We start from the raw sequence: 18797 nt of genomic DNA on the forward strand, positions 1-18797 counted from the left end.
GCCAATGTCACTTGAGCGTCTCCAGATTAGCCGTGAAGGCGCTGGCGCCCTTCTCTGCCGAGCTGAAGGCCATGCGCATGAAACCGAACAGCTCACGGCCGGTGCCCACGTTGTGGGACAAACGTCCGATTGCCGGTTCTCTGGACGCCAATTCTGCCGGTTCGACCAGAACTTGCAACGTTCCTTTGACCCCATCCACACGGATGAGATCCCCATCACGCACCAGCGCCAAAGGACCACCATCGCTGGCTTCCGGGCACACATGGATCGCCGCCGGAATTTTCCCCGAAGCTCCAGACATGCGCCCGTCGGTGATCAACGCCACTTTGAAGCCACGATCCTGCAGCACGCCCAGGAACGGCGTCATTTTGTGCAACTCAGGCATGCCGTTGGAGCGCGGCCCCTGAAAACGCATCACGGCGACGAAGTCCCGCTCCAGCTCGCCCGCCTTGAAGGCGTCGGCCAGGTCCTGCTGATCTTCGAACACACGCGCCGGGGCTTCGACGATCTGATGCTCCAGCGCCACCGCCGAAACCTTCATCACACCACGGCCCAAATTGCCTTCCATCACTCTCAAGCCGCCTTCCGGCGAGAACGGGCGAGCCACCGGACGCAGAATGTTCTCGTCCAGGCTTTCAATCGGGCCATCGCGCCAAACCAGCTTGCCATCTTCAAGGAACGGCTCCTGGGTATAGCGACGCAGGCCACGGCCCATCACGGTGTTCACGTCTTCATGCAACAAACCGGCGTCCAGCAGCTCGCGAATGAGGAACGACATGCCGCCCGCCGCCTGGAAATGGTTGATGTCGGCCTTGCCGTTTGGATAGACGTGGGTCAGGGTCGGCACGACTTCCGACAGATCAGCCATGTCCTGCCAGGTCAGTTGAATGCCTGCGCACTGAGCGATGGCGGGCATGTGCAGCGTGTGGTTGGTGGAACCGCCCGTCGCGTTTAATGCAACGATCGAGTTGACCAGCGCACGCTCGTCCACAATCTCTCCCAGAGGGATGAAATCGCCGCTCTGCTTAGTCAGGCGCGTGACCTGAAACGCCGCTTCGCGGGTCAGGGCATCGCGCAGCGGTGTGTAGGGATTGACGAAGGAGGCGCCCGGCAAGTGCAGTCCCATGACTTCCATCAGCAACTGGTTGGTGTTGGCGGTGCCATAGAAGGTGCAAGTACCCGGACCGTGGTAGGACTTCATTTCCGAGTCCAGCAGCTGTTCGCGGGTCGCCTTGCCTTCGGCGTAGCGTTGCCGCACGTCGGCTTTTTCCTTGTTGGAAATACCCGACACCATCGGCCCACCCGGCACGAAGATCATCGGCAGGTGACCAAAACGCAACGCCCCCATCATCAGGCCCGGCACGATCTTGTCGCAGATGCCCAGCATCAGAGCGGCATCGAACATGTTGTGGGACAGCGCCACCGCCGTGGCCATCGCGATGACCTCACGGCTGGCGATACTCAATTCCATGCCCGGCTCACCCTGAGTGACGCCATCGCACATGGCAGGCACACCGCCCGCAAATTGGCCGACAGAGCCAATCTCACGCAAGGCCTTTTTGATCTGCTCAGGAAAATGTTCGTACGGCTGGTGCGCAGAGAGCATGTCGTTGTACGCCGACACGATGGCGACGTTGGCCGCGTTCATCATGCGCAGGCTGTGCTTGTCTTCGCTGCCACAGGCCGCGACGCCATGGGCAAAGTTGGCGCATTGCAGCTTGCCGCGCATCGGCCCGTCGCTCGCCGCGCCCCGGATCAGTTGCAGATAGCGCTGACGGGTGTCACGGCTGCGAGCGATCAGCCGTTCGGTTACCTCAAGGACGCGGGGATGCATTGTCATGAACTCCAGGCTAACGGATGGGGTCACCCGTTTCAGGCGCTTACAAAATCTGACAATCATGATGGCCCTGAAGAAACGCTTCAGCAACGCATTGATTTTCAGGAAATTGTGCTGGCCCGACGGGCTTCTATTTGTAGATAAAACAAAATACTGCCACTAAAAAGGCTTGTTTTCTATTTTTATGAGAATAATCTTGTAATTCCAACAACAAATTCACAGAGGATGGGTGTATGACTCTCCGCATCGCAATCAATGGCTTTGGCCGCATCGGCCGCAACGTCCTTCGTGCACTCTATACCCAAGGCTATCGCCAGGACCTGCAGGTCGTCGCCATCAACGATCTGGGCGACAGCGAGATCAACGCCCACCTCCTCAAATACGACACCGTTCACGGCCCGTTCGACGCCACTGTCGAGCACGACAAGGAAAGCCTGACGGTCAATGGTGACCGTATTTCGGTCAGCGCCATTCGCAACCCTGCCGAGTTGCCATGGAAGTCGGAAAAGATCGACGTGGTGTTTGAGTGCACCGGCCTGTTCACCGACCGCGCCAAAGCCGCCGCGCACATCACCGCCGGTGCGAAGAAAGTCATCATCTCGGCCCCGGCCAAGGGCGCTGATGCCACCGTGGTATTCGGCGTCAACCATGACGTGCTGCGTCAGTCCCATCAGGTCATCTCCAACGCGTCGTGCACCACCAACTGCCTGGCGCCGGTCGCCCAGGTGCTGAACCGCGAGCTGGGCATTGAAAGCGGCCTGATGACCACCGTTCACGCCTACACCAACGACCAGAACCTGATCGACGTCTACCACACCGACCCGTACCGCGCCCGCTCGGCTACGCAATCAATGATCCCGAGCAAAACCGGCGCCGCTGAGGCCGTTGGCCTGGTGCTGCCGGAACTGGCGGGCAAACTGACCGGCATGGCGGTGCGCGTACCGGTGATCAACGTCTCGCTGGTGGACCTGACCATTCAGTTGAAGCGCGATGCGACTGCCGAAGAAGTCAACGCGATCATGAAAGAAGCCGCCAAACACTCGAAGATTCTCGGCTACAACTCCCTGCCGCTGGTGTCCCACGACTTCAACCACAACCCGCTGTCGTCGATCTTCGACGCCAACCACACCAAAGTCAGCGGCCGTCTGTTGAAAGTGTTGGCCTGGTACGACAACGAATGGGGCTTCTCCAACCGCATGCTGGATAACTGCCTGGCGCTGATGAAGGCGGAGTAAAAGCCTAAGGCAACACGCCCCTGTGGGAGCCGCCTTGGTGGCGAAAGCGGTGAGTCAGTGAACACCTCTTCAACTGACACACCGCTTTCGCCACCAAGGCGGCTCCCACAATGTCTATAAGCGCCGACCGATACTGGCGTTTACACATTCTTTGCAATTTTGACCCTTGACCCATACAGCAGATGACAATCATTATCATTCGCTGATTTTCTGGTCGGGTATCCCCGTGAGTCAGTCGCACTTCAACGACGTTTTCCTGGCAAGGCGAACGATTCTGCTGCGCACCCTGCAACGCATGGTTCGCAACCCCAGCACCGCCGAAGATCTCTTGCAGGAAACCTACCTGCGGGTGACCCGTGCACTGGGCGAACGCGCCATCGATCATCTCGAACCCTTCGTATTCCAGACCGCTCGCAACCTGGCGCTGGACCATCTGCGCGCCAAACGCATTCACGCGCGCACCATCGTTGACGACGTGCCACTGGCTGACGTTCACAATGTCGTCGCGCCCGATGCCACGCTCGAAGATGCCGCCCACGCGGATCGCCTGCTGCACAACCTGAACGCCAGCCTGGAGAAGCTCACGCCGCGCCAGCAGAAGATTTTCACGCTGAGTCGGTTAAACGGTTGCAGCTATCTGGAAATCGCCGAGCAACTGGGTGTTTCCGCCAGCACCGTACAAAAGGAACTCAAGCTGATCATGGCGATTTGCGTCGGGGTTGCAGCCCGGCTCGAACGTTGATGAGAGCAGCCTGATCCATACTTCATAAGAAATCTTGCGGAAGGTCAGCGACCGTAGCGCTAAACTCCCGCCCCACACCGTGTAGCCGAGGACGCCCCTTGACGGACTCTCACTCACCTGGCCCCAGTCAGGCAGCCCAGCCGCTGAACGGCAGCGCCATGGATCAAGCCCTGAACTGGCTGATCGAACTGGAAGGCGCTGACGCGCAGCAGCGCGCACGCTTTCAGGAATGGCTCGCCGCCGACCCAGTCCATGGCGAAGCCTTTGCCAAGGCCGAGGCCATCTGGAATTCCCAACCGGTATTCGATGCCGCGATGAGTCTTGCCGCGCCGAAAAAACCGTCGATGCTGCGCCGTCTGCGTCCGCACTGGCTACCACTGGCCACTGCCGCCGTTCTGCTGCTGGGCCTGTTCAACTTCAGCGACCTGCCCTTGCGATTGAAAGCCGACCACCTGACGGTCGCCGGAGAGCGCCAGCGCCTTGAGTTGGGGGACGGTTCGAAGGTGTTACTCAATACCCGATCCGCGTTCTCCAGCGAGTTGGATGATCGGCAACGCATCGCCCGGCTTTACGAGGGCGAGGCCTTCTTCGAAGTGCCCGGCGCGAAGGGTTTGCCACTAGAGGTCGAGGCCGGTCCGGTGCGCATGAGCGCCAGTAGCACCTCATTTGCCGTGCGTTATCTGGACGGCGTCGCGCAGATTCAGGTCGAACGTGGCGCGGTCAATGTCCATTCCGCCAAAGGCAATTCCCAGATGAGCCTGAATGCAGGCGACAGTTTGCGCGTCGGCCCCGATGGCTTCGGGCACCGAGAGAAACTCGACCAGAACAAGGATCTGGCCTGGGTCCAGGGCCGCCTGATTTTCGATAATTGCCCGTTGAGCGAAGTCCTGACGGAGCTGCGCCGTTACTACCCAGGCTGGATCGTCAACGCCAATACCAAGCTGGATCAGGTTGCCGTGACTGGAAACTATCGCCTCGACAACCCTATCGACGTGGTCCGCTCACTGGCGCAAATCACCTCCGCACGCCTGCACGAACTGCCTGCGCTGGTGATTTTGAATTGAGAATAATTATTTTTACGCGATAGCCGAGGGTCGTTCGTCTCGTTATAGCCAATGCAAGTGATTCCTATTAATACAGCACTTGCCAACACTGTAACGACCCGCACGACAGGGAGCGCTATCGATGCCGTCCACGTTCACCCCCGCCACTTCCGACTCGCCAAGAGCCACCCGCACCTTCGCCCCTTCTTTGCTGACCGTCGCGGTGTTGACCGCCGGTCTGCACAGCGCCCCCGTTGCAGCCGCTGAACAACCGGCCCGTGTGGCGGGCAGCTATCAGTTCTCGATCAAACAGCAGCCACTGGTGTCGGCACTGAACGAGTTCAGCAAAATCACCGGCTGGCAGGTGGGGATGTCGTCAGATCTGGCACAAAATGTGACCTCGCCAGGCGTCACAGGCTCGATGTCGGCAGAGAAAGCCCTCGATCGTCTGCTGGCAGGCAGCAATCTGAGCTACCGCAACCTGGGCAACAACAACGTCGTGCTGGAAAAACGCAACACCGCGGGCGCCCTGGCACTGGATCAGGTGACTGTCAGCGCCACCCGTCAGGCGCAATCGGTGGATTCGGTCCCCAGCACCGTCACCGTGCACGACCGCGCCGAGCTGGATCGCCAGAACGTCAACAACATTCGCGATCTGGTGCGCTATGAACCGGGCGTTTCGGTAGGCGGCGCCGGCCAGCGTGCAGGCACCAGCGGCTACAACATTCGCGGTATCGACGGTGATCGCATATTGACGCAGGTCGACGGCGTCGAAGTGCCGGACAACTATTTCTCCGGCCCGTACGCCAACACCCATCGCAATTACATCGACCCGGAAATCGTCAAACGCGTGGAGGTCCTGCGCGGCCCGGCGTCGGCCCTGTACGGCAGCAGCGCCATCGGCGGCGCAGTGAGCTACTACACGCTGGACCCGGACGACATCATCAAAGAAGGCAAGGACGTCGGCGCCCGCCTGAAAACCGGTTACAGCTCGGCGGACAATAGCTGGCTGAACTCGGCCACCGTGGCCGGTCGCGAAGGTGATTTCGACGCGTTGCTGCATGTCAGCCAGCGCAACGGTCGCGAAACCGAGTCTTACGGTGAACACGGCGGCACCGGGCTGAATCGCACTGCCGCCAACCCGGAAGACAACCGCGCTACCAACGTGCTGGCCAAACTGGGGTGGAACTATGGCGACGGCGACCGCTTGGCGTTCACCTATGAAAAGTACAAGGATGACACCCACACCAACCAGAAAAGCGCGGTGGGCGGCCCCTTCACGGGGGGGCGTGGTTTCGGCTTCTATCAGGGGCGCGAAGGTAACGACGTCATCACCCGCGAGCGTTTCGGTCTGGAAAACACCTTCGCACTGGACAGCCTGCTGGTCGACAACGTCAAGTGGAGCCTGAACTATCAAATCGCCAAGACCGACCAAAACACCATCGAGCGCTACGTGCCAGGCAGCCGAGATGTCTGGCGGACCCGCGACACCACCTACAAAGAACGCCAGTGGATCTTTGACGCCCAGTTGGACAAGGCCTTCAACATCGGCGATACCGAGCACCTGCTGACCTACGGCACGACCCTCAAGCAGCAGAAAGTGACTGGCGAACGCAGCGGAACCGCGACCTGCGCCGCCGTTCTGGGCACTTGCCGCACCATTGGCGCCACCAGCCCTACCGCCTCCGACAGCCTGGCGCCAAACAGCGACTTCCCGGATCCAACCATCAATACCTATGCCCTGTTCGCCCAAGACCAGATCAAATGGGGTGACTGGACCTTCATGCCAGGCGCGCGTTACGACTACACCACGCTCAATCCGCACGTCACGCCAGAGTTCCTGCGTGCCGTCAGCCTGACCAGCGCCGACCAGTTCAATGACAAAGAGAAGAAATGGCATCGCCTGTCGCCGAAACTGGGTGTGACGTACACCATCGACGACGCCTACACCTGGTACGGCCAGTACGCCGAAGGCTTCCGCACGCCGAGCGCCAAGGCGCTGTATGGCCGCTTCGAAAACCTCAACACCGGTTATGTGGTGGAGCCTAACCCGGACCTGGAACCGGAAAAGAGCAAGAGCTACGAAACGGGTCTGCGTGGGCGCTTCGATGAGGGCTCGTTCGACGTTGCGGTGTTCTACAACAAATACCGTGACTTCATTAATGAAGACGCCATTCAACCGGCGACCTCTACCGAAGCGGTGTTCCAGTCCAACAACATCAAGCACGCCACCATCAAGGGTGTGGAGTTGAAGGGCCGTCTGAATCTGGACAGCTTCGGCGCGCCACAAGGCCTCTACACCCAAGGATCGCTGGCCTATGCCTACGGCCGTAACGACGACACGGGTCAACCGATCAACAGCATCAACCCGCTGACCGGCGTATTCGGTCTGGGCTATGACCAGGACAACTACGGCGGCCTGCTGAGTTGGACGTTGGTCAAGCGCAAAACCCGCGTGGACGACTCCAACTTCCACGCGCCGGACGGCTCTTCGACCCAGTTCAAGACCCCAGGCTTTGGTTTGCTGGACCTGACCGGTTACTACAAAGTTACCGACGATGTGACCGTCAGCGGCGGCGTGTACAACCTGGCCGACAAGAAATACTGGCTGTGGGATGACGTGCGCGGCTACGACGGCGTGGGTGAGGCAGGTGTCACCGCGCCCGCCAACCTTGATCGCCTGACTCAGCCGGGCCGTAACTTCGCCATCAATCTGGTGTGGGATATCTAACCGGCCACTCACCTACTTTTGTGGGAGCCGGCTTGCTGGCGAAAGCGGCGCGTCAGCCACGCCAATGGCAATGACACACCGCATTCGCCAGCAAGGCGGCTCCCACGGAATTCTCTTTGCCCCATCGATTTTTTTACTGTTCTTCGAGACTCACTCGTCTTATTTACAAGGCCTCTTTTTTCCAAGGAAGACACCATGTCTGAAGACTCGATTCGTCGCTCGCAGCGCCTGAACCAGATCACCCATGCCCCGCATGAGAAACTGGACAAGGCCGTCAAGGCCAACGCCCCGTTCGAAACCCTGGCCAGTTACAGTCGTTTTCTGGCCGCCCAATACCTGTTTCAACAGGAATTGAAAGCGCTGTACACCGACCCGCACCTGGTCGACCTGATCGCCGATCTGCCAGAGCGCTGCCGCGCCGAACAAGCCAAGGCTGACCTGAACGACCTCGACACCCCGATCCCGGCTCCCGTGGCGGGCGCCGTCGACAAACCTTCACAAGCCGAAGCCTTGGGCTGGCTGTTCGTGTCGGAGGGTTCGAAGCTGGGCGCTGCTTTTCTGATCAAACGCGCTGTGTCCCTGAACCTGAGCGAGACGTTCGGCGCCCGTCATCTGGGCGAGCCAGTCGGTGGTCGCGCCGACGGCTGGAAACGTTTCACCCGGATCCTCGACGAACTGCCGTTCAGCGAAGAGCAGGAGCGCCAGATCGACAAAGGCGCCATCGCCGCCTTCGAACGCTTCAACGTATTGCTGGAACATGCCTATACGTCGGCTGCCGAAGCTGAACCTGCCTGATGACGCCCCGCAGGCGCCCCGGCTTTGTTAAGCTGGGGGCCTTCGACGGGCCTGCCCCGTGCAACATCTCTTCACCGGTTGTTCCAGGACTCATGACCCACACTCCGCCCGGCAGCAAACTGTCCCGCATCCTGTTTGGCATTCTGGCCTACGTCAGCCTTGCCATCGGCATCATTGCGATCTTCATTCCGGGGCTGCCCACCACCGAATTCATCCTGCTGGCTGCCTGGGCTGCGACCAAAAGCTCGCCCCGCCTGAGTGCCTGGCTGGAAAACCATCGCCTGTTCGGCCCGATGCTGAGCAACTGGCGCAACGGCAAACTCATCGCCCGCAGTGCCAAGATCAGTGCAACCGTCACCATGCTCATCTGTGCCGTCATCATGCTGATCGTGCTGACACCTCACTGGTGGATCTACTTCGCGATCACCGGCATGGTGCTGGTCAATCTGTGGATCTGGTCACGCCCTGAACCCGGCGCACGCTCCGCCGAGTGCCCGGAGTCTTCCGGTCAGCGCTGAACGTCCAGCGCTGAACCCAGGCCAGCGCACACGGTCTGCTCCTTACGGTCATCGTTTCTTGAGGGAGCAGTCACATGTTCGAACCAGGCCACCTGCACATCGCTCGCCCTGCCCTGCAGCCGGATGACGTCAGTTACGATCTGCACATTCGCTATGAAGTCAGCCAGACCGACTCCGGCCCCGGTATGCATTTCACGCTCAAGGGCGACATCAAGGGCACAGCCGTCAACGAAAGCTTCGACCTGCCCAAAGACCTCGCCTACAACTTCGCCAGCGACGTCTCACGTCTTGCCGAGAAGCATGGCCTGCCCAAAAACACCGATCTGCATGAAATGCATGGCCAATACGACGCCATGTTCGAAGACATTCGCGACCAGTTGGACATGAAATCCGGCGATCCGGTGAAGCCTGAGCATTTGGAATAATCACAGGTCTGTCGATCCTCCCCTGAGGGAGCGAATTCATTCGCGAAAATAGTCCGGCCGATAGAGATGTGTCGGATGCACAACCGCATCGCGAATAAATTCGCTCCCACAGGGGCTGCTCCGTGGCACGGAATATGTTCGTTTGCTGGCATAATCGCGCCCATCTTCGGCACGAGCATCCCGACCTCCCCATGCGCATCCACGTCACGTTCATCGACCGCGTCGGCATCACTCAGGAAGTGCTGGCGATTCTCGGCGCGCGGAATCTGAACCTCGACGCCGTGGAAATGGTGCCGCCCAACGTCTACATCGACGCGCCCACCCTAAGCCATGAACTGCTGGAAGAACTGAAAGACCGATTGTTTCGCGTACGCGGGGTGGAAGCGATCAAGGTCGTGGATATCCTTCCCGGCCAGCGTCGGCACTTGCAACTCGATGCTCTGCTCGCGGCCATGGCCGACCCAGTATTGGCGCTGGACAGCGCGGGCCATGTGCTGCTCGCCAACCCTGCGCTGGTAGCGCTGTATGGCCGCGAACCTGCGGGCGAGGCTGTCGGGGACTTGTTTGCCGATGCCGCGCTGCAAACCGCGCTGCTGGAAAATGGCTTTCGACTGCCTTTGCGCGAAGTCACGCTCAATGGCGAAGCATTACTGCTGGACGCCACGCCGATCACGGACGCAGGCGCCCTGATCACGCTGTACCTGCCCAGTCGCATTGGTGAGCGCCTTTCAGCGCTGCATCACGACCACGCCGAAGGGTTCGATTCGTTGCTCGGCGACTCCGCGCCCATTCGAACCCTCAAAGCCCGTGCCCAGCGAGTCGCAGCACTGGATGCGCCGTTATTGATTCAAGGCGAAACCGGCACCGGCAAAGAACTGGTGGCCCGCGCCTGCCACGCCGTGAGCGCCCGCAATGGTGCACCGTTTCTGGCATTGAACTGCGCCGCACTGCCGGAAAGCCTGGCCGAGAGCGAACTGTTCGGTTACGCCCCCGGCGCGTTCACCGGGGCGCAGCGTGGTGGCAAACCGGGTTTGATGGAGCTGGCCAACCAAGGCACGGTGTTTCTCGACGAAATCGGCGAAATGTCGCCCTACCTGCAGGCCAAGTTGCTGCGTTTCCTGAACGATGGCAGTTTCCGGCGGGTCGGTGGCGACAAAGAAGTGCAAGTCAACGTGCGCATCGTCAGCGCAACCCACCGCGATCTGGAGAAGATGGTCGCCGAGGGCACGTTTCGTGAAGACCTGTTCTATCGCCTGAACGTGCTCAATCTGGAGGTCCCGCCCCTGCGCGAGCGTGGTCAGGACATCCTGCTGCTGGCGCGTTTTTTCATGGAACAGGCCTGCACCCAGATTCAACGCCCCGTGTGCCGATTGGCGCCAGCGACCTATCCGGCGCTGCTGGGCAACCGCTGGCCGGGCAACGTGCGTCAGTTGCAAAACGTGATCTTCCGCGCGGCGGCCATTTGCGAAAGTGCGCTGGTGGACATTGGCGATCTGGACATCGCCGGTACAGCCGTCGCTCGGGAAAGCGACGGCGAAATCGAGAGCCTGGAAGCGGCGGTCGAGCACTTTGAAAAGTCGCTGCTGGAAAAGCTGTATGGCGAATACCCCTCGACCCGGCAACTGGCTGCCCGACTGCAAACCTCCCACACAGCCATCGCCCATCGGCTGCGCAAGTACAGGATATCCAGCAAAAACTGAATGGCCCAACACAACCCCGCTGCTCACGCCGGAACTGTGGGAGATTCTACGGTTGGGTACAAAGGCTCTGTGTCCGACTTGCTGACGATGCTGACTGACCTATCGTCTTCGCCACCAAGGCGGCTCCCACAGTAATTACGCCGAATCCAATCTTTAGTTCGACGCCGAACCTGTGGGAGCCGCCTTGGTGGCGAATGCGGTTGATCGGCCACCATAGAATCTCCTGCAGATTCGCGCCGATCGGAACGAAATCGATACGACGGAACGATATCGTTACGACCTGCGTAACTCCCCAGCCGACAAGGCGTTGATACCGAAGCACTTTTCAAACCCCGCGAAACTGTAGCGATTTCGCTACAACTACAGATTTCAAAAAATCCCAAAACACCCTGAAACCCCTGATTTACAGGCCTGGCACAAGGTTGGCCGCAAACTTGCTAAGCACCTGCCCATCATGCTCGCGACAACGACGGGCAGTTTTTCACCTTGGGGAGTTTCCATGAGCGAGTTGCGTTTTACCGAAGATCACGAGTGGCTGCGGGCCGAAGCGGATGGCAGCGTCACAGTCGGCATCACGGCTTTCGCGCAAGACGCACTGGGTGACGTGGTCTTCGTTCAACTGCCTGAGCTACAGTCCTACGACAAAGGCGCCGAAGCCGCTACCGTTGAATCGGTCAAAGCGGCCAGCGGCGTTTACATGCCATTGAATGGCGAGGTCGTCGAGATCAACCCGGCACTGGACGCCAACCCCGAGCTGGTCAACGAAGACCCGATGGGCCAAGGCTGGTTCTTCCGTTTTATTCCTTCCGACGCTACCGCTGTCGGCCAACTGCTGGATCAGGACGCTTACGACCGTCTGATCAAAGCCAACGCCGAAGCCTGAGGAACGCGTAATGACTGATCGCATCGAATTGAGCACCGCCAACGAATTCATCGCCCGTCACATCGGCCCGCGTGCCGACGACGAGCAAGCCATGCTCGCCACCCTGGGGTTCGACTCGCTGGAAGCCCTAAGCGCGAGCGTGATCCCCGAATCGATCAAGGGCACCAGCGTACTGGGCCTGTCTGCCGGGCAAAGCGAAGCCGACGCACTGGCTGACATCAAAGCCATCGCCGCCAAGAACCAACTGTTCAAGACCTACATCGGTCAGGGGTACTACAACACTCACACCCCGGCGCCGATCCTGCGCAACCTGCTGGAAAACCCGGCCTGGTACACCGCGTACACCCCGTACCAACCTGAAATTTCCCAAGGCCGCCTGGAATCGTTGCTGAACTTCCAGACCCTGATCAGCGACCTGACCGGCCTGCCCATCGCCAACGCCTCGCTGCTGGACGAAGCCACCGCCGCCGCCGAAGCCATGACCTTCTGCAAACGCCTGAGCAAGAACAAAGGCAGCCAAAAGTTCTTCGCCTCGGCCCATTGCCACCCGCAAACCCTCGACGTACTGCGTACCCGTGCCGAGCCATTGGGCATTGAAGTGGTCGTGGCGGACGAAAGCCAACTGGGCGATGTCAGCGAGTTCTTCGGCGCCGTGCTGCAATACCCGGCAAGCAATGGCGATCTGTTCGATTACCGCGAACTGGTCGAGCGCTTCCACGCCGCCAATGCGCTGGTCGCAGTGGCCGCTGACCTGCTGGCCCTGACGCTGCTGACCCCACCAGGCGAATTCGGCGCCGACGTTGCCATCGGCAGCGCGCAACGCTTCGGCGTGCCGCTGGGCTTCGGTGGTCCGCACGCTGCTTATTTCTCCACCAAAGATGCCTACAAGCGCGACATGCCGGGCCGTCTGGTGGGTGTGTCCATCGACCGTTTCGGCAAGACCGCACTGCGTCTTGCCATGCAGACCCGCGAACAGCATATCCGCCGCGAGAAGGCCACCAGCAATATCTGCACCGCGCAGGTTTTGCTCGCCAACATCGCCAGCATGTACGCCGTTTACCACGGCCCGGTCGGCCTGACCCGCATCGCCAACCGCGTGCATCGCCTGACCGCGATCTTCGCCAAAGGCTTGAGCCAGTTGGGTCTGAACGTCGAGCAAGCGTTCTTCTTCGACAGCATCACCCTGAACACCGGCGCGAAAACCGCCGAACTGCACGCCAAGGCACGCGCCCAGCAGATCAACCTGCGGGAAGTGGACGCCGAGCGTCTGGGTCTGTCGCTGGATGAAACCACTCAGCAAGCCGACATCGAAGTGCTGTGGAAACTGTTCGCCACCGACGGTCAAGCACTGCCGGATTTCGCCGCGCTGGCCAACAGCGTTGAATCGCGCCTGCCTGCCGAACTGAAGCGCCAGTCGCCAATCCTCAGCCACCCAGTCTTCAACCGCTACCACTCCGAAACCGAGCTGATGCGCTACCTGCGTCGCCTGGCCGACAAGGACCTGGCGCTGGACCGCACCATGATCCCGCTGGGTTCATGCACCATGAAGCTCAACGCGGCCAGCGAAATGATTCCGGTGACCTGGGCCGAGTTCGGCAACCTGCACCCTTTCGCCCCTGCCGAGCAAAGCGCTGGCTATCAGCAACTGACCGACGAACTGGAAGCGATGCTGTGCGCCGCTACCGGTTACGACGCTATCTCGCTGCAACCGAACGCCGGTTCCCAGGGCGAATACGCGGGTCTCTTGGCCATTCGCGCCTACCATCAAAGCCGTGGCGATGACCGTCGCGACATCTGCCTGATCCCGTCGTCCGCTCACGGCACCAACCCGGCTACCGCTCAAATGGCGGGCATGCGCGTGGTGGTGACCGCCTGCGATGCCCGCGGCAACGTCGACATCGAAGACCTGCGTGCCAAGGCCATCGAGCACCGCGAACACCTCGCCGCGCTGATGATCACCTACCCGTCGACCCACGGCGTGTTCGAAGAAGGCATCCGCGAAATCTGCGGCATCATTCACGACAACGGCGGCCAGGTGTACATCGACGGCGCCAACATGAACGCGATGGTCGGCCTCTGTGCACCGGGCAAGTTCGGCGGCGACGTGTCCCACCTGAACCTGCACAAAACCTTCTGCATCCCTCACGGCGGTGGCGGCCCGGGCGTCGGCCCGATTGGCGTGAAGTCGCACCTGGCGCCATTCCTGCCGGGCCACGGCAAGATGGAGCGCAAGGAAGGCGCGGTCTGCGCCGCACCATTCGGCAGCGCAAGCATTCTGCCAATCACCTGGATGTACATCCGCATGATGGGCGGCGAAGGTCTGAAGCGCGCGTCGCAATTGGCCATTCTCAACGCCAACTACATCTCCCGTCGCCTGGAAGAGCACTATCCGGTGCTGTACACCGGCACCAGCGGCCTGGTCGCTCACGAATGCATTCTCGATTTGCGCCCATTGAAAGACAGCAGCGGCATCAGCGTCGATGACGTCGCCAAGCGCCTGATCGACTTCGGCTTCCACGCCCCGACGATGTCGTTCCCGGTAGCGGGTACGCTGATGATCGAGCCGACCGAAAGCGAATCCAAAGAAGAACTGGATCGCTTCTGCGACGCCATGATCAAGATCCGCGAAGAAATTCGCGCAGTGGAAAGCGGCGATCTGAACAAAGACGACAACCCACTGAAAAACGCGCCACACACGGCGGCCGAGCTGGTGGGTGAGTGGAGCCATCCGTACAGCCGCGAGCAAGCGGTGTATCCGGTGGCGTCGTTGATCGAAGGCAAGTACTGGCCACCAGTCGGTCGCGTCGACAACGTGTTCGGTGATCGCAACCTGGTGTGCGCTTGCCCGTCTATCGAAGACTACGCGTAACACGCAATCTGGAGCGCTCCGATGTAATTGCATGGGAGCGCTGAACCTGTGGGAGCCGGCTTGCTGGCTCCCACAAGGCCCGTCCTAGCTACACAATAAGAATCTCCCCAGGAGCCCAATCATGTCCCTGAGCGTGTTTGACCTGTTCAAGATCGGCATTGGCCCCTCCAGCTCCCATACCGTGGGTCCGATGCGTGCCGCTGCGCGGTTCGTCGAAGGTTTGCGCCGCGACGACCTGCTTTCCGCCACGACCCGCGTCAAAGTCGAGCTTTATGGCTCCCTCGGTGCCACCGGCAAAGGTCACGGCAGCGACAAGGCCGTACTGCTGGGTCTTGAAGGCGAACACCCGGATACCGTCGACACCGCGCACGTTGACGAACGCCTGCAACGCATCCGCAACAGCAACCGCATCAACCTGCTCGGCGAGCACAGCATCGAGTTCATCGAAAAGCAGCACTTGGCGATGATCCGCAAACCGCTGGCCTATCACCCCAACGGCATGATTTTTCGTGCCTTTGATGACGCAGGTTTGCAGATCCGCAGCCGCGAGTATTACTCGGTCGGTGGCGGGTTCGTGGTGGATGAAGACGCCGCGGGTGCCGACCGTATCGTCGAAGACAGCACCGTTCTGCCCTACCCGTTCAAGACCGGCAAGGAACTGATGGCCCATTGCGCCAACACCGGGATGTCCATCAGTCAGGTCATGCTGGCCAACGAAGCCGCCTGGCGACCTGAAGCCGAAACACGCGCCGGGCTGCTGAAGATCTGGCAGGTGATGCAGGACTGCGTCGAAGCAGGGTGTCGCAACGAAGGCATTCTGGCAGGCGGCCTCAAGGTAAAACGACGTGCTGCCAGGCTGTATCGTCAACTGTGCCAAAACCCGGAAGCCTCGTTGCGCGATGCGCTCTCGGTGCTGGATTGGGTCAACCTGTACGCACTGGCCGTCAACGAAGAAAACGCCAATGGCGGGCGCGTGGTCACTGCACCCACCAACGGCGCAGCGGGCATTGTCCCTGCCGTGCTGCATTACTACATGCGCTTTATCAACAGCGCCAACGAAGACGGCGTCGTGCGTTTTCTGCTGACGGCTGCGGCGATCGGCATTCTCTATAAAGAAAACGCCTCGATTTCCGGGGCCGAAGTCGGCTGTCAGGGCGAAGTTGGTGTGGCGTGCTCGATGGCCGCCGGGGCACTGTGTGAGGTCATGGGTGGCAATGTGCAGCAAGTGGAAAACGCCGCCGAAATCGGCATGGAACACAATCTGGGCCTGACCTGCGATCCCATCGGCGGGCTGGTTCAAGTGCCCTGCATCGAGCGCAACGCCATGGGTTCGGTGAAAGCGATCAACGCGGTACGCATGGCCTTGCGCGGCGATGGCCAGCACTTCGTGTCGCTGGACAAAGTCATCCGCACCATGCGCCAGACAGGCGCCGACATGAAAAGCAAATACAAGGAAACAGCCCGTGGCGGGCTGGCCGTGAACATTATCGAGTGCTGATTTCAGCCCGTTTTTTTTCGGGCTTGCGGTGCACAACGCCCAGGCCCCATTCAAGGAGTCATCGATGTCCACTGAACTGTTGAAAACCCCGCTCAACGCGCTGCACCGTGAACTGGGCGCCAAGATGGTCGAGTTCGCGGGCTACGACATGCCCGTGCAATACCCGGCGGGCGTGATGAAAGAACACCTGCACACTCGCGATCAGGCAGGCTTGTTCGACGTGTCGCACATGGGCCAGATCCTGCTCAGCGGCCCGAACGCCGCCAAGGCGCTGGAAACGCTGGTGCCGGTGGACATCATCGACCTGCCCGTCGGCATGCAGCGTTACGCCATGTTCACCAACGAAACGGGCGGCATTCTCGATGACCTGATGGTTGCCAATCTGGGCAACCATCAGTTGATGCTGGTGGTCAACGCAGCCTGCAAGAACGAAGACCTGGCGCATCTGCGCAAACACATCGGCGATCAGTGCGACATCACGCCGCTGTTCGAAGAGCGCGCCCTGCTGGCCCTGCAAGGCCCGCAGGCTGTAACCGCGTTGGCACGCCTCGCGCCGGAAGTCGCGAAGATGATCTTCATGCAATACGTCACCCTGCAAATCGACGGCATCGACTGCTTCGTCAGCCGCTCGGGCTACACCGGGGAAGATGGCTACGAGATTTCGGTTCCGGTTGATCAGGCCGAATCCCTGGCGCGCCGCCTGCTGGCCGAGCCTGAAGTGGCGCCGATTGGCCTCGGCGCTCGCGACTCGCTGCGTCTGGAAGCCGGTTTGTGCCTCTATGGTCACGACATGAATACCGACACCACGCCGATCCAGGCCAGCCTTTTGTGGGCGATTTCCAAAGTCCGCCGAGCCGATGGTGAACGCGCAGGCGGTTTCCCCGGCGCTGAACACGTGTTCGCTCAGCACCAAAGCGGTGCAACTCGCAAGCGCGTTGGCCTGCTGCCACAGGAGCGCACCCCGGTGCGTGAAGGCGCAGAAATCGTCGATGCCGATGACAAAATCATCGGCACGGTGTGCAGTGGCGGCTTCGGCCCGACCCTCGGCGCGCCAGTAGCAATGGGCTACGTGGACGCGGCGTTCACGGCACTTGAGACGCCGGTCTGGGCAATCGTGCGGGGCAAGAAAGTACCAATGAAAGTCAGCAAAATGCCTTTCGTTGCGCCACGTTACTTCCGCGGCTGACCTTGACGTCAAAAAACTGCGGCACCGCAACAGTGCAAAACACTGTTCGACTGCCGCAGTCTGGCGCTTGAAAAACAGCAATGAAATTGTCAGAAAACTGCACTTTCGGATAGGTTCCAATAGCAAAAACTATCGATTCACGCCACTTGGTTAAAGTTTTCAAAAAGTGGCCGAAAGCCCCTGAAACCGGGCTTATCCGGGGCTTGTTTTTTCTGCGAGAGTTAGCGTAGAGTCTCTTAACTGTGTTTGCATAGGTCGCTGGGATCGTGACCTGGGCAGTAGCGCCAAAAGCAATGCTACATCCCGCTCTACGTTTCTTCTTCCTGCAACCAGCCCAGTACTCTTTCGTGTGAAAGGGGCTGTCATTAATTTATGCTTCAAGGAATAAGAAAATGTCTCAACGTCAGAGCGGTACCGTTAAGTGGTTTAACGACGAGAAAGGTTTTGGTTTTATCACTCCAGAGAGCGGTCCGGATCTGTTCGTCCACTTCCGCGCTATTCAGGGCAACGGCTTCAAGAGCCTGAAAGAAGGCCAGAAAGTGACCTTCATCGCTGTGCAAGGCCAGAAAGGCATGCAAGCTGACGAAGTTATCGCTGAAGCTTGATCGCTGAAAGCTGAAAAGCCCCTGATGGCAACATCAGGGGCTTTTTTATGCCTGCGATTTCCTACACTGCCCGTATCCTCGCGAACAGGCACCGTCCATGTCCAAACATGTGTTACGCCCCCAGGGCGAATTTCCCCCCGCTGGCCTGGGCAGACGTCTGGCTGCGATTTTCTATGACGCGCTGCTGTGCGTGGCGCTGCTGATGGTCACTACCTTTCTCTACAAGCTGGTCTGGCTCGCCATCATCGGTGAAACCAGAATGCGCGCACTGTCTGACGCGGGCGCGCTGGACGGCGACCCCCTGCTGTCGACGATTCTGGTGTTCGCCCTGTTCGCTTTCTTCGCAAAGTTCTGGACACATGCCGGGCAGACGCTGGGCATGCAAGTCTGGGGTATTCGTGTTCAAAACGCGGATGGCACCGGGATCAGCCTGTGGCAGGCACTGCTGCGCTTTGTGGTGGCGATTGCGTCGTGGCTGTGTGTGGGGCTGGGCTTCTTCTGGAGCCTGTTCGACAAGCAGAAACGCAGCTGGCATGACATATACTCAGAGACGCAGGTGGTGCGGATTCCGAAGCAGAAAAAAAACTAATCGCCGCTATCTCTGCGCAAGATTCCATACTGCCTGGTCAACCGCTTTAGTCGAAACGCCGCCCGGACCAACGCGGCTCCCACAGCGTTCATCTCCAACATGAAAGCGGACCCGGCGTCAGGCACAAAAAAGCCGACCCTG

The 18797-nt window shown here is 60.0% G+C and carries 15 protein-coding genes; 14 read left to right on the top strand and 1 reads right to left on the bottom strand.

The genetic code is table 11. The features are described 5' to 3' along the window. Nucleotides 1–7 precede the first annotated feature (7 nt). Nucleotides 8–1834, bottom strand: coding sequence for a phosphogluconate dehydratase (gene edd / locus ACI5GA_RS11625; RefSeq protein ID WP_404633677.1), 1827 nt, complete (start codon nt 1832–1834; stop codon nt 8–10). 236 nt (nt 1835–2070) lie between these two features. On the opposite strand from edd, the gene gap reads away from it, so the two are divergent. The 14 genes from gap to ACI5GA_RS11695 all read left to right on the top strand — a co-directional run bounded on the left by gap (nt 2071) and on the right by ACI5GA_RS11695 (nt 18656). After that, nucleotides 2071–3072 (top strand): type I glyceraldehyde-3-phosphate dehydrogenase, encoded by a 1002-nt coding sequence (gene gap, locus ACI5GA_RS11630; RefSeq protein ID WP_404633679.1) that lies wholly within the window; start codon nt 2071–2073, stop codon nt 3070–3072. A gap of 226 nt (nt 3073–3298) precedes the next feature. After that, nucleotides 3299–3814 (top strand): RNA polymerase sigma factor, encoded by a 516-nt coding sequence (locus ACI5GA_RS11635; protein WP_421422824.1) that lies wholly within the window; start codon nt 3299–3301, stop codon nt 3812–3814. A gap of 158 nt (nt 3815–3972) precedes the next feature. Then, nucleotides 3973–4878, top strand: a complete 906-nt coding sequence (locus ACI5GA_RS11640; protein WP_404634339.1) for a FecR family protein — start codon at nt 3973–3975, stop codon at nt 4876–4878. 121 nt (nt 4879–4999) lie between these two features. Beyond that, nucleotides 5000–7588 (top strand): TonB-dependent receptor, encoded by a 2589-nt coding sequence (locus ACI5GA_RS11645; protein WP_421422825.1) that lies wholly within the window; start codon nt 5000–5002, stop codon nt 7586–7588. A gap of 195 nt (nt 7589–7783) precedes the next feature. After that, nucleotides 7784–8383 carry a biliverdin-producing heme oxygenase gene (locus tag ACI5GA_RS11650; RefSeq protein ID WP_421422826.1) on the top strand — a complete coding sequence of 200 codons (600 nt, stop codon included), beginning with the start codon at nt 7784–7786 and terminating at the stop codon, nt 8381–8383. Nucleotides 8384–8475: 92 nt separating this feature from the next. Next, complete coding sequence (locus tag ACI5GA_RS11655; protein WP_404633687.1) at nt 8476–8901, top strand: YbaN family protein; 426 nt, start codon at nt 8476–8478, stop codon at nt 8899–8901. A 74-nt stretch (nt 8902–8975) separates the two neighbouring features. Continuing rightward, nucleotides 8976–9326, top strand: coding sequence for a DUF5064 family protein (locus tag ACI5GA_RS11660; protein ID WP_421422827.1), 351 nt, complete (start codon nt 8976–8978; stop codon nt 9324–9326). Between the two features lie 191 nt (nt 9327–9517). Continuing rightward, nucleotides 9518–11026, top strand: a complete 1509-nt coding sequence (locus tag ACI5GA_RS11665) for a sigma-54-dependent transcriptional regulator (protein WP_421422828.1) — start codon at nt 9518–9520, stop codon at nt 11024–11026. A 499-nt stretch (nt 11027–11525) separates the two neighbouring features. Further along, entirely contained in the window at nt 11526–11909 is a 384-nt protein-coding gene (gene gcvH, locus ACI5GA_RS11670) for a glycine cleavage system protein GcvH (RefSeq protein ID WP_404633693.1), read from the top strand. A gap of 10 nt (nt 11910–11919) precedes the next feature. Continuing rightward, nucleotides 11920–14778 carry an aminomethyl-transferring glycine dehydrogenase gene (gene gcvP, locus ACI5GA_RS11675; protein ID WP_421422829.1) on the top strand — a complete coding sequence of 953 codons (2859 nt, stop codon included), beginning with the start codon at nt 11920–11922 and terminating at the stop codon, nt 14776–14778. A 121-nt stretch (nt 14779–14899) separates the two neighbouring features. Further along, nucleotides 14900–16276, top strand: coding sequence for an L-serine ammonia-lyase (locus ACI5GA_RS11680; protein WP_421422830.1), 1377 nt, complete (start codon nt 14900–14902; stop codon nt 16274–16276). A 64-nt stretch (nt 16277–16340) separates the two neighbouring features. After that, entirely contained in the window at nt 16341–17462 is a 1122-nt protein-coding gene (gcvT, locus tag ACI5GA_RS11685; RefSeq protein WP_421422831.1) for a glycine cleavage system aminomethyltransferase GcvT, read from the top strand. Nucleotides 17463–17854: 392 nt separating this feature from the next. After that, the gene (locus ACI5GA_RS11690) at nt 17855–18067 is read left to right on the top strand and encodes a cold-shock protein (RefSeq protein ID WP_010220199.1); all 213 of its coding nucleotides are present in this window, start codon (nt 17855–17857) and stop codon (nt 18065–18067) included. A gap of 97 nt (nt 18068–18164) precedes the next feature. Then, nucleotides 18165–18656, top strand: a complete 492-nt coding sequence (locus ACI5GA_RS11695; RefSeq protein WP_421422833.1) for an RDD family protein — start codon at nt 18165–18167, stop codon at nt 18654–18656. Nucleotides 18657–18797 lie beyond the last annotated feature (141 nt).

It is taken from the genome of Pseudomonas sp. Pseu.R1, assembly GCF_045764065.1.
Classification (GTDB): domain Bacteria; phylum Pseudomonadota; class Gammaproteobacteria; order Pseudomonadales; family Pseudomonadaceae; genus Aquipseudomonas.

Bases quoted from the DNA above. Each gene is read 5' to 3' on its own strand.
- edd (WP_404633677.1), bottom strand. From the start codon at position 1,834: ATGCATCCCCGCGTCCTTGAGGTAACCGAACGGCTGATCGCTCGCAGC.
- gap (WP_404633679.1), top strand. From the start codon at position 2,071: ATGACTCTCCGCATCGCAATCAATGGCTTTGGCCGCATCGGCCGCAAC.
- ACI5GA_RS11640 (WP_404634339.1), top strand. From the start codon at position 3,973: ATGGATCAAGCCCTGAACTGGCTGATCGAACTGGAAGGCGCTGACGCG.
- ACI5GA_RS11645 (WP_421422825.1), top strand. From the start codon at position 5,000: ATGCCGTCCACGTTCACCCCCGCCACTTCCGACTCGCCAAGAGCCACC.
- ACI5GA_RS11650 (WP_421422826.1), top strand. From the start codon at position 7,784: ATGTCTGAAGACTCGATTCGTCGCTCGCAGCGCCTGAACCAGATCACC.
- ACI5GA_RS11655 (WP_404633687.1), top strand. From the start codon at position 8,476: ATGACCCACACTCCGCCCGGCAGCAAACTGTCCCGCATCCTGTTTGGC.
- ACI5GA_RS11660 (WP_421422827.1), top strand. From the start codon at position 8,976: ATGTTCGAACCAGGCCACCTGCACATCGCTCGCCCTGCCCTGCAGCCG.
- ACI5GA_RS11665 (WP_421422828.1), top strand. From the start codon at position 9,518: ATGCGCATCCACGTCACGTTCATCGACCGCGTCGGCATCACTCAGGAA.
- gcvH (WP_404633693.1), top strand. From the start codon at position 11,526: ATGAGCGAGTTGCGTTTTACCGAAGATCACGAGTGGCTGCGGGCCGAA.
- gcvP (WP_421422829.1), top strand. From the start codon at position 11,920: ATGACTGATCGCATCGAATTGAGCACCGCCAACGAATTCATCGCCCGT.
- ACI5GA_RS11680 (WP_421422830.1), top strand. From the start codon at position 14,900: ATGTCCCTGAGCGTGTTTGACCTGTTCAAGATCGGCATTGGCCCCTCC.
- gcvT (WP_421422831.1), top strand. From the start codon at position 16,341: ATGTCCACTGAACTGTTGAAAACCCCGCTCAACGCGCTGCACCGTGAA.
- ACI5GA_RS11690 (WP_010220199.1), top strand. From the start codon at position 17,855: ATGTCTCAACGTCAGAGCGGTACCGTTAAGTGGTTTAACGACGAGAAA.
- ACI5GA_RS11695 (WP_421422833.1), top strand. From the start codon at position 18,165: ATGTCCAAACATGTGTTACGCCCCCAGGGCGAATTTCCCCCCGCTGGC.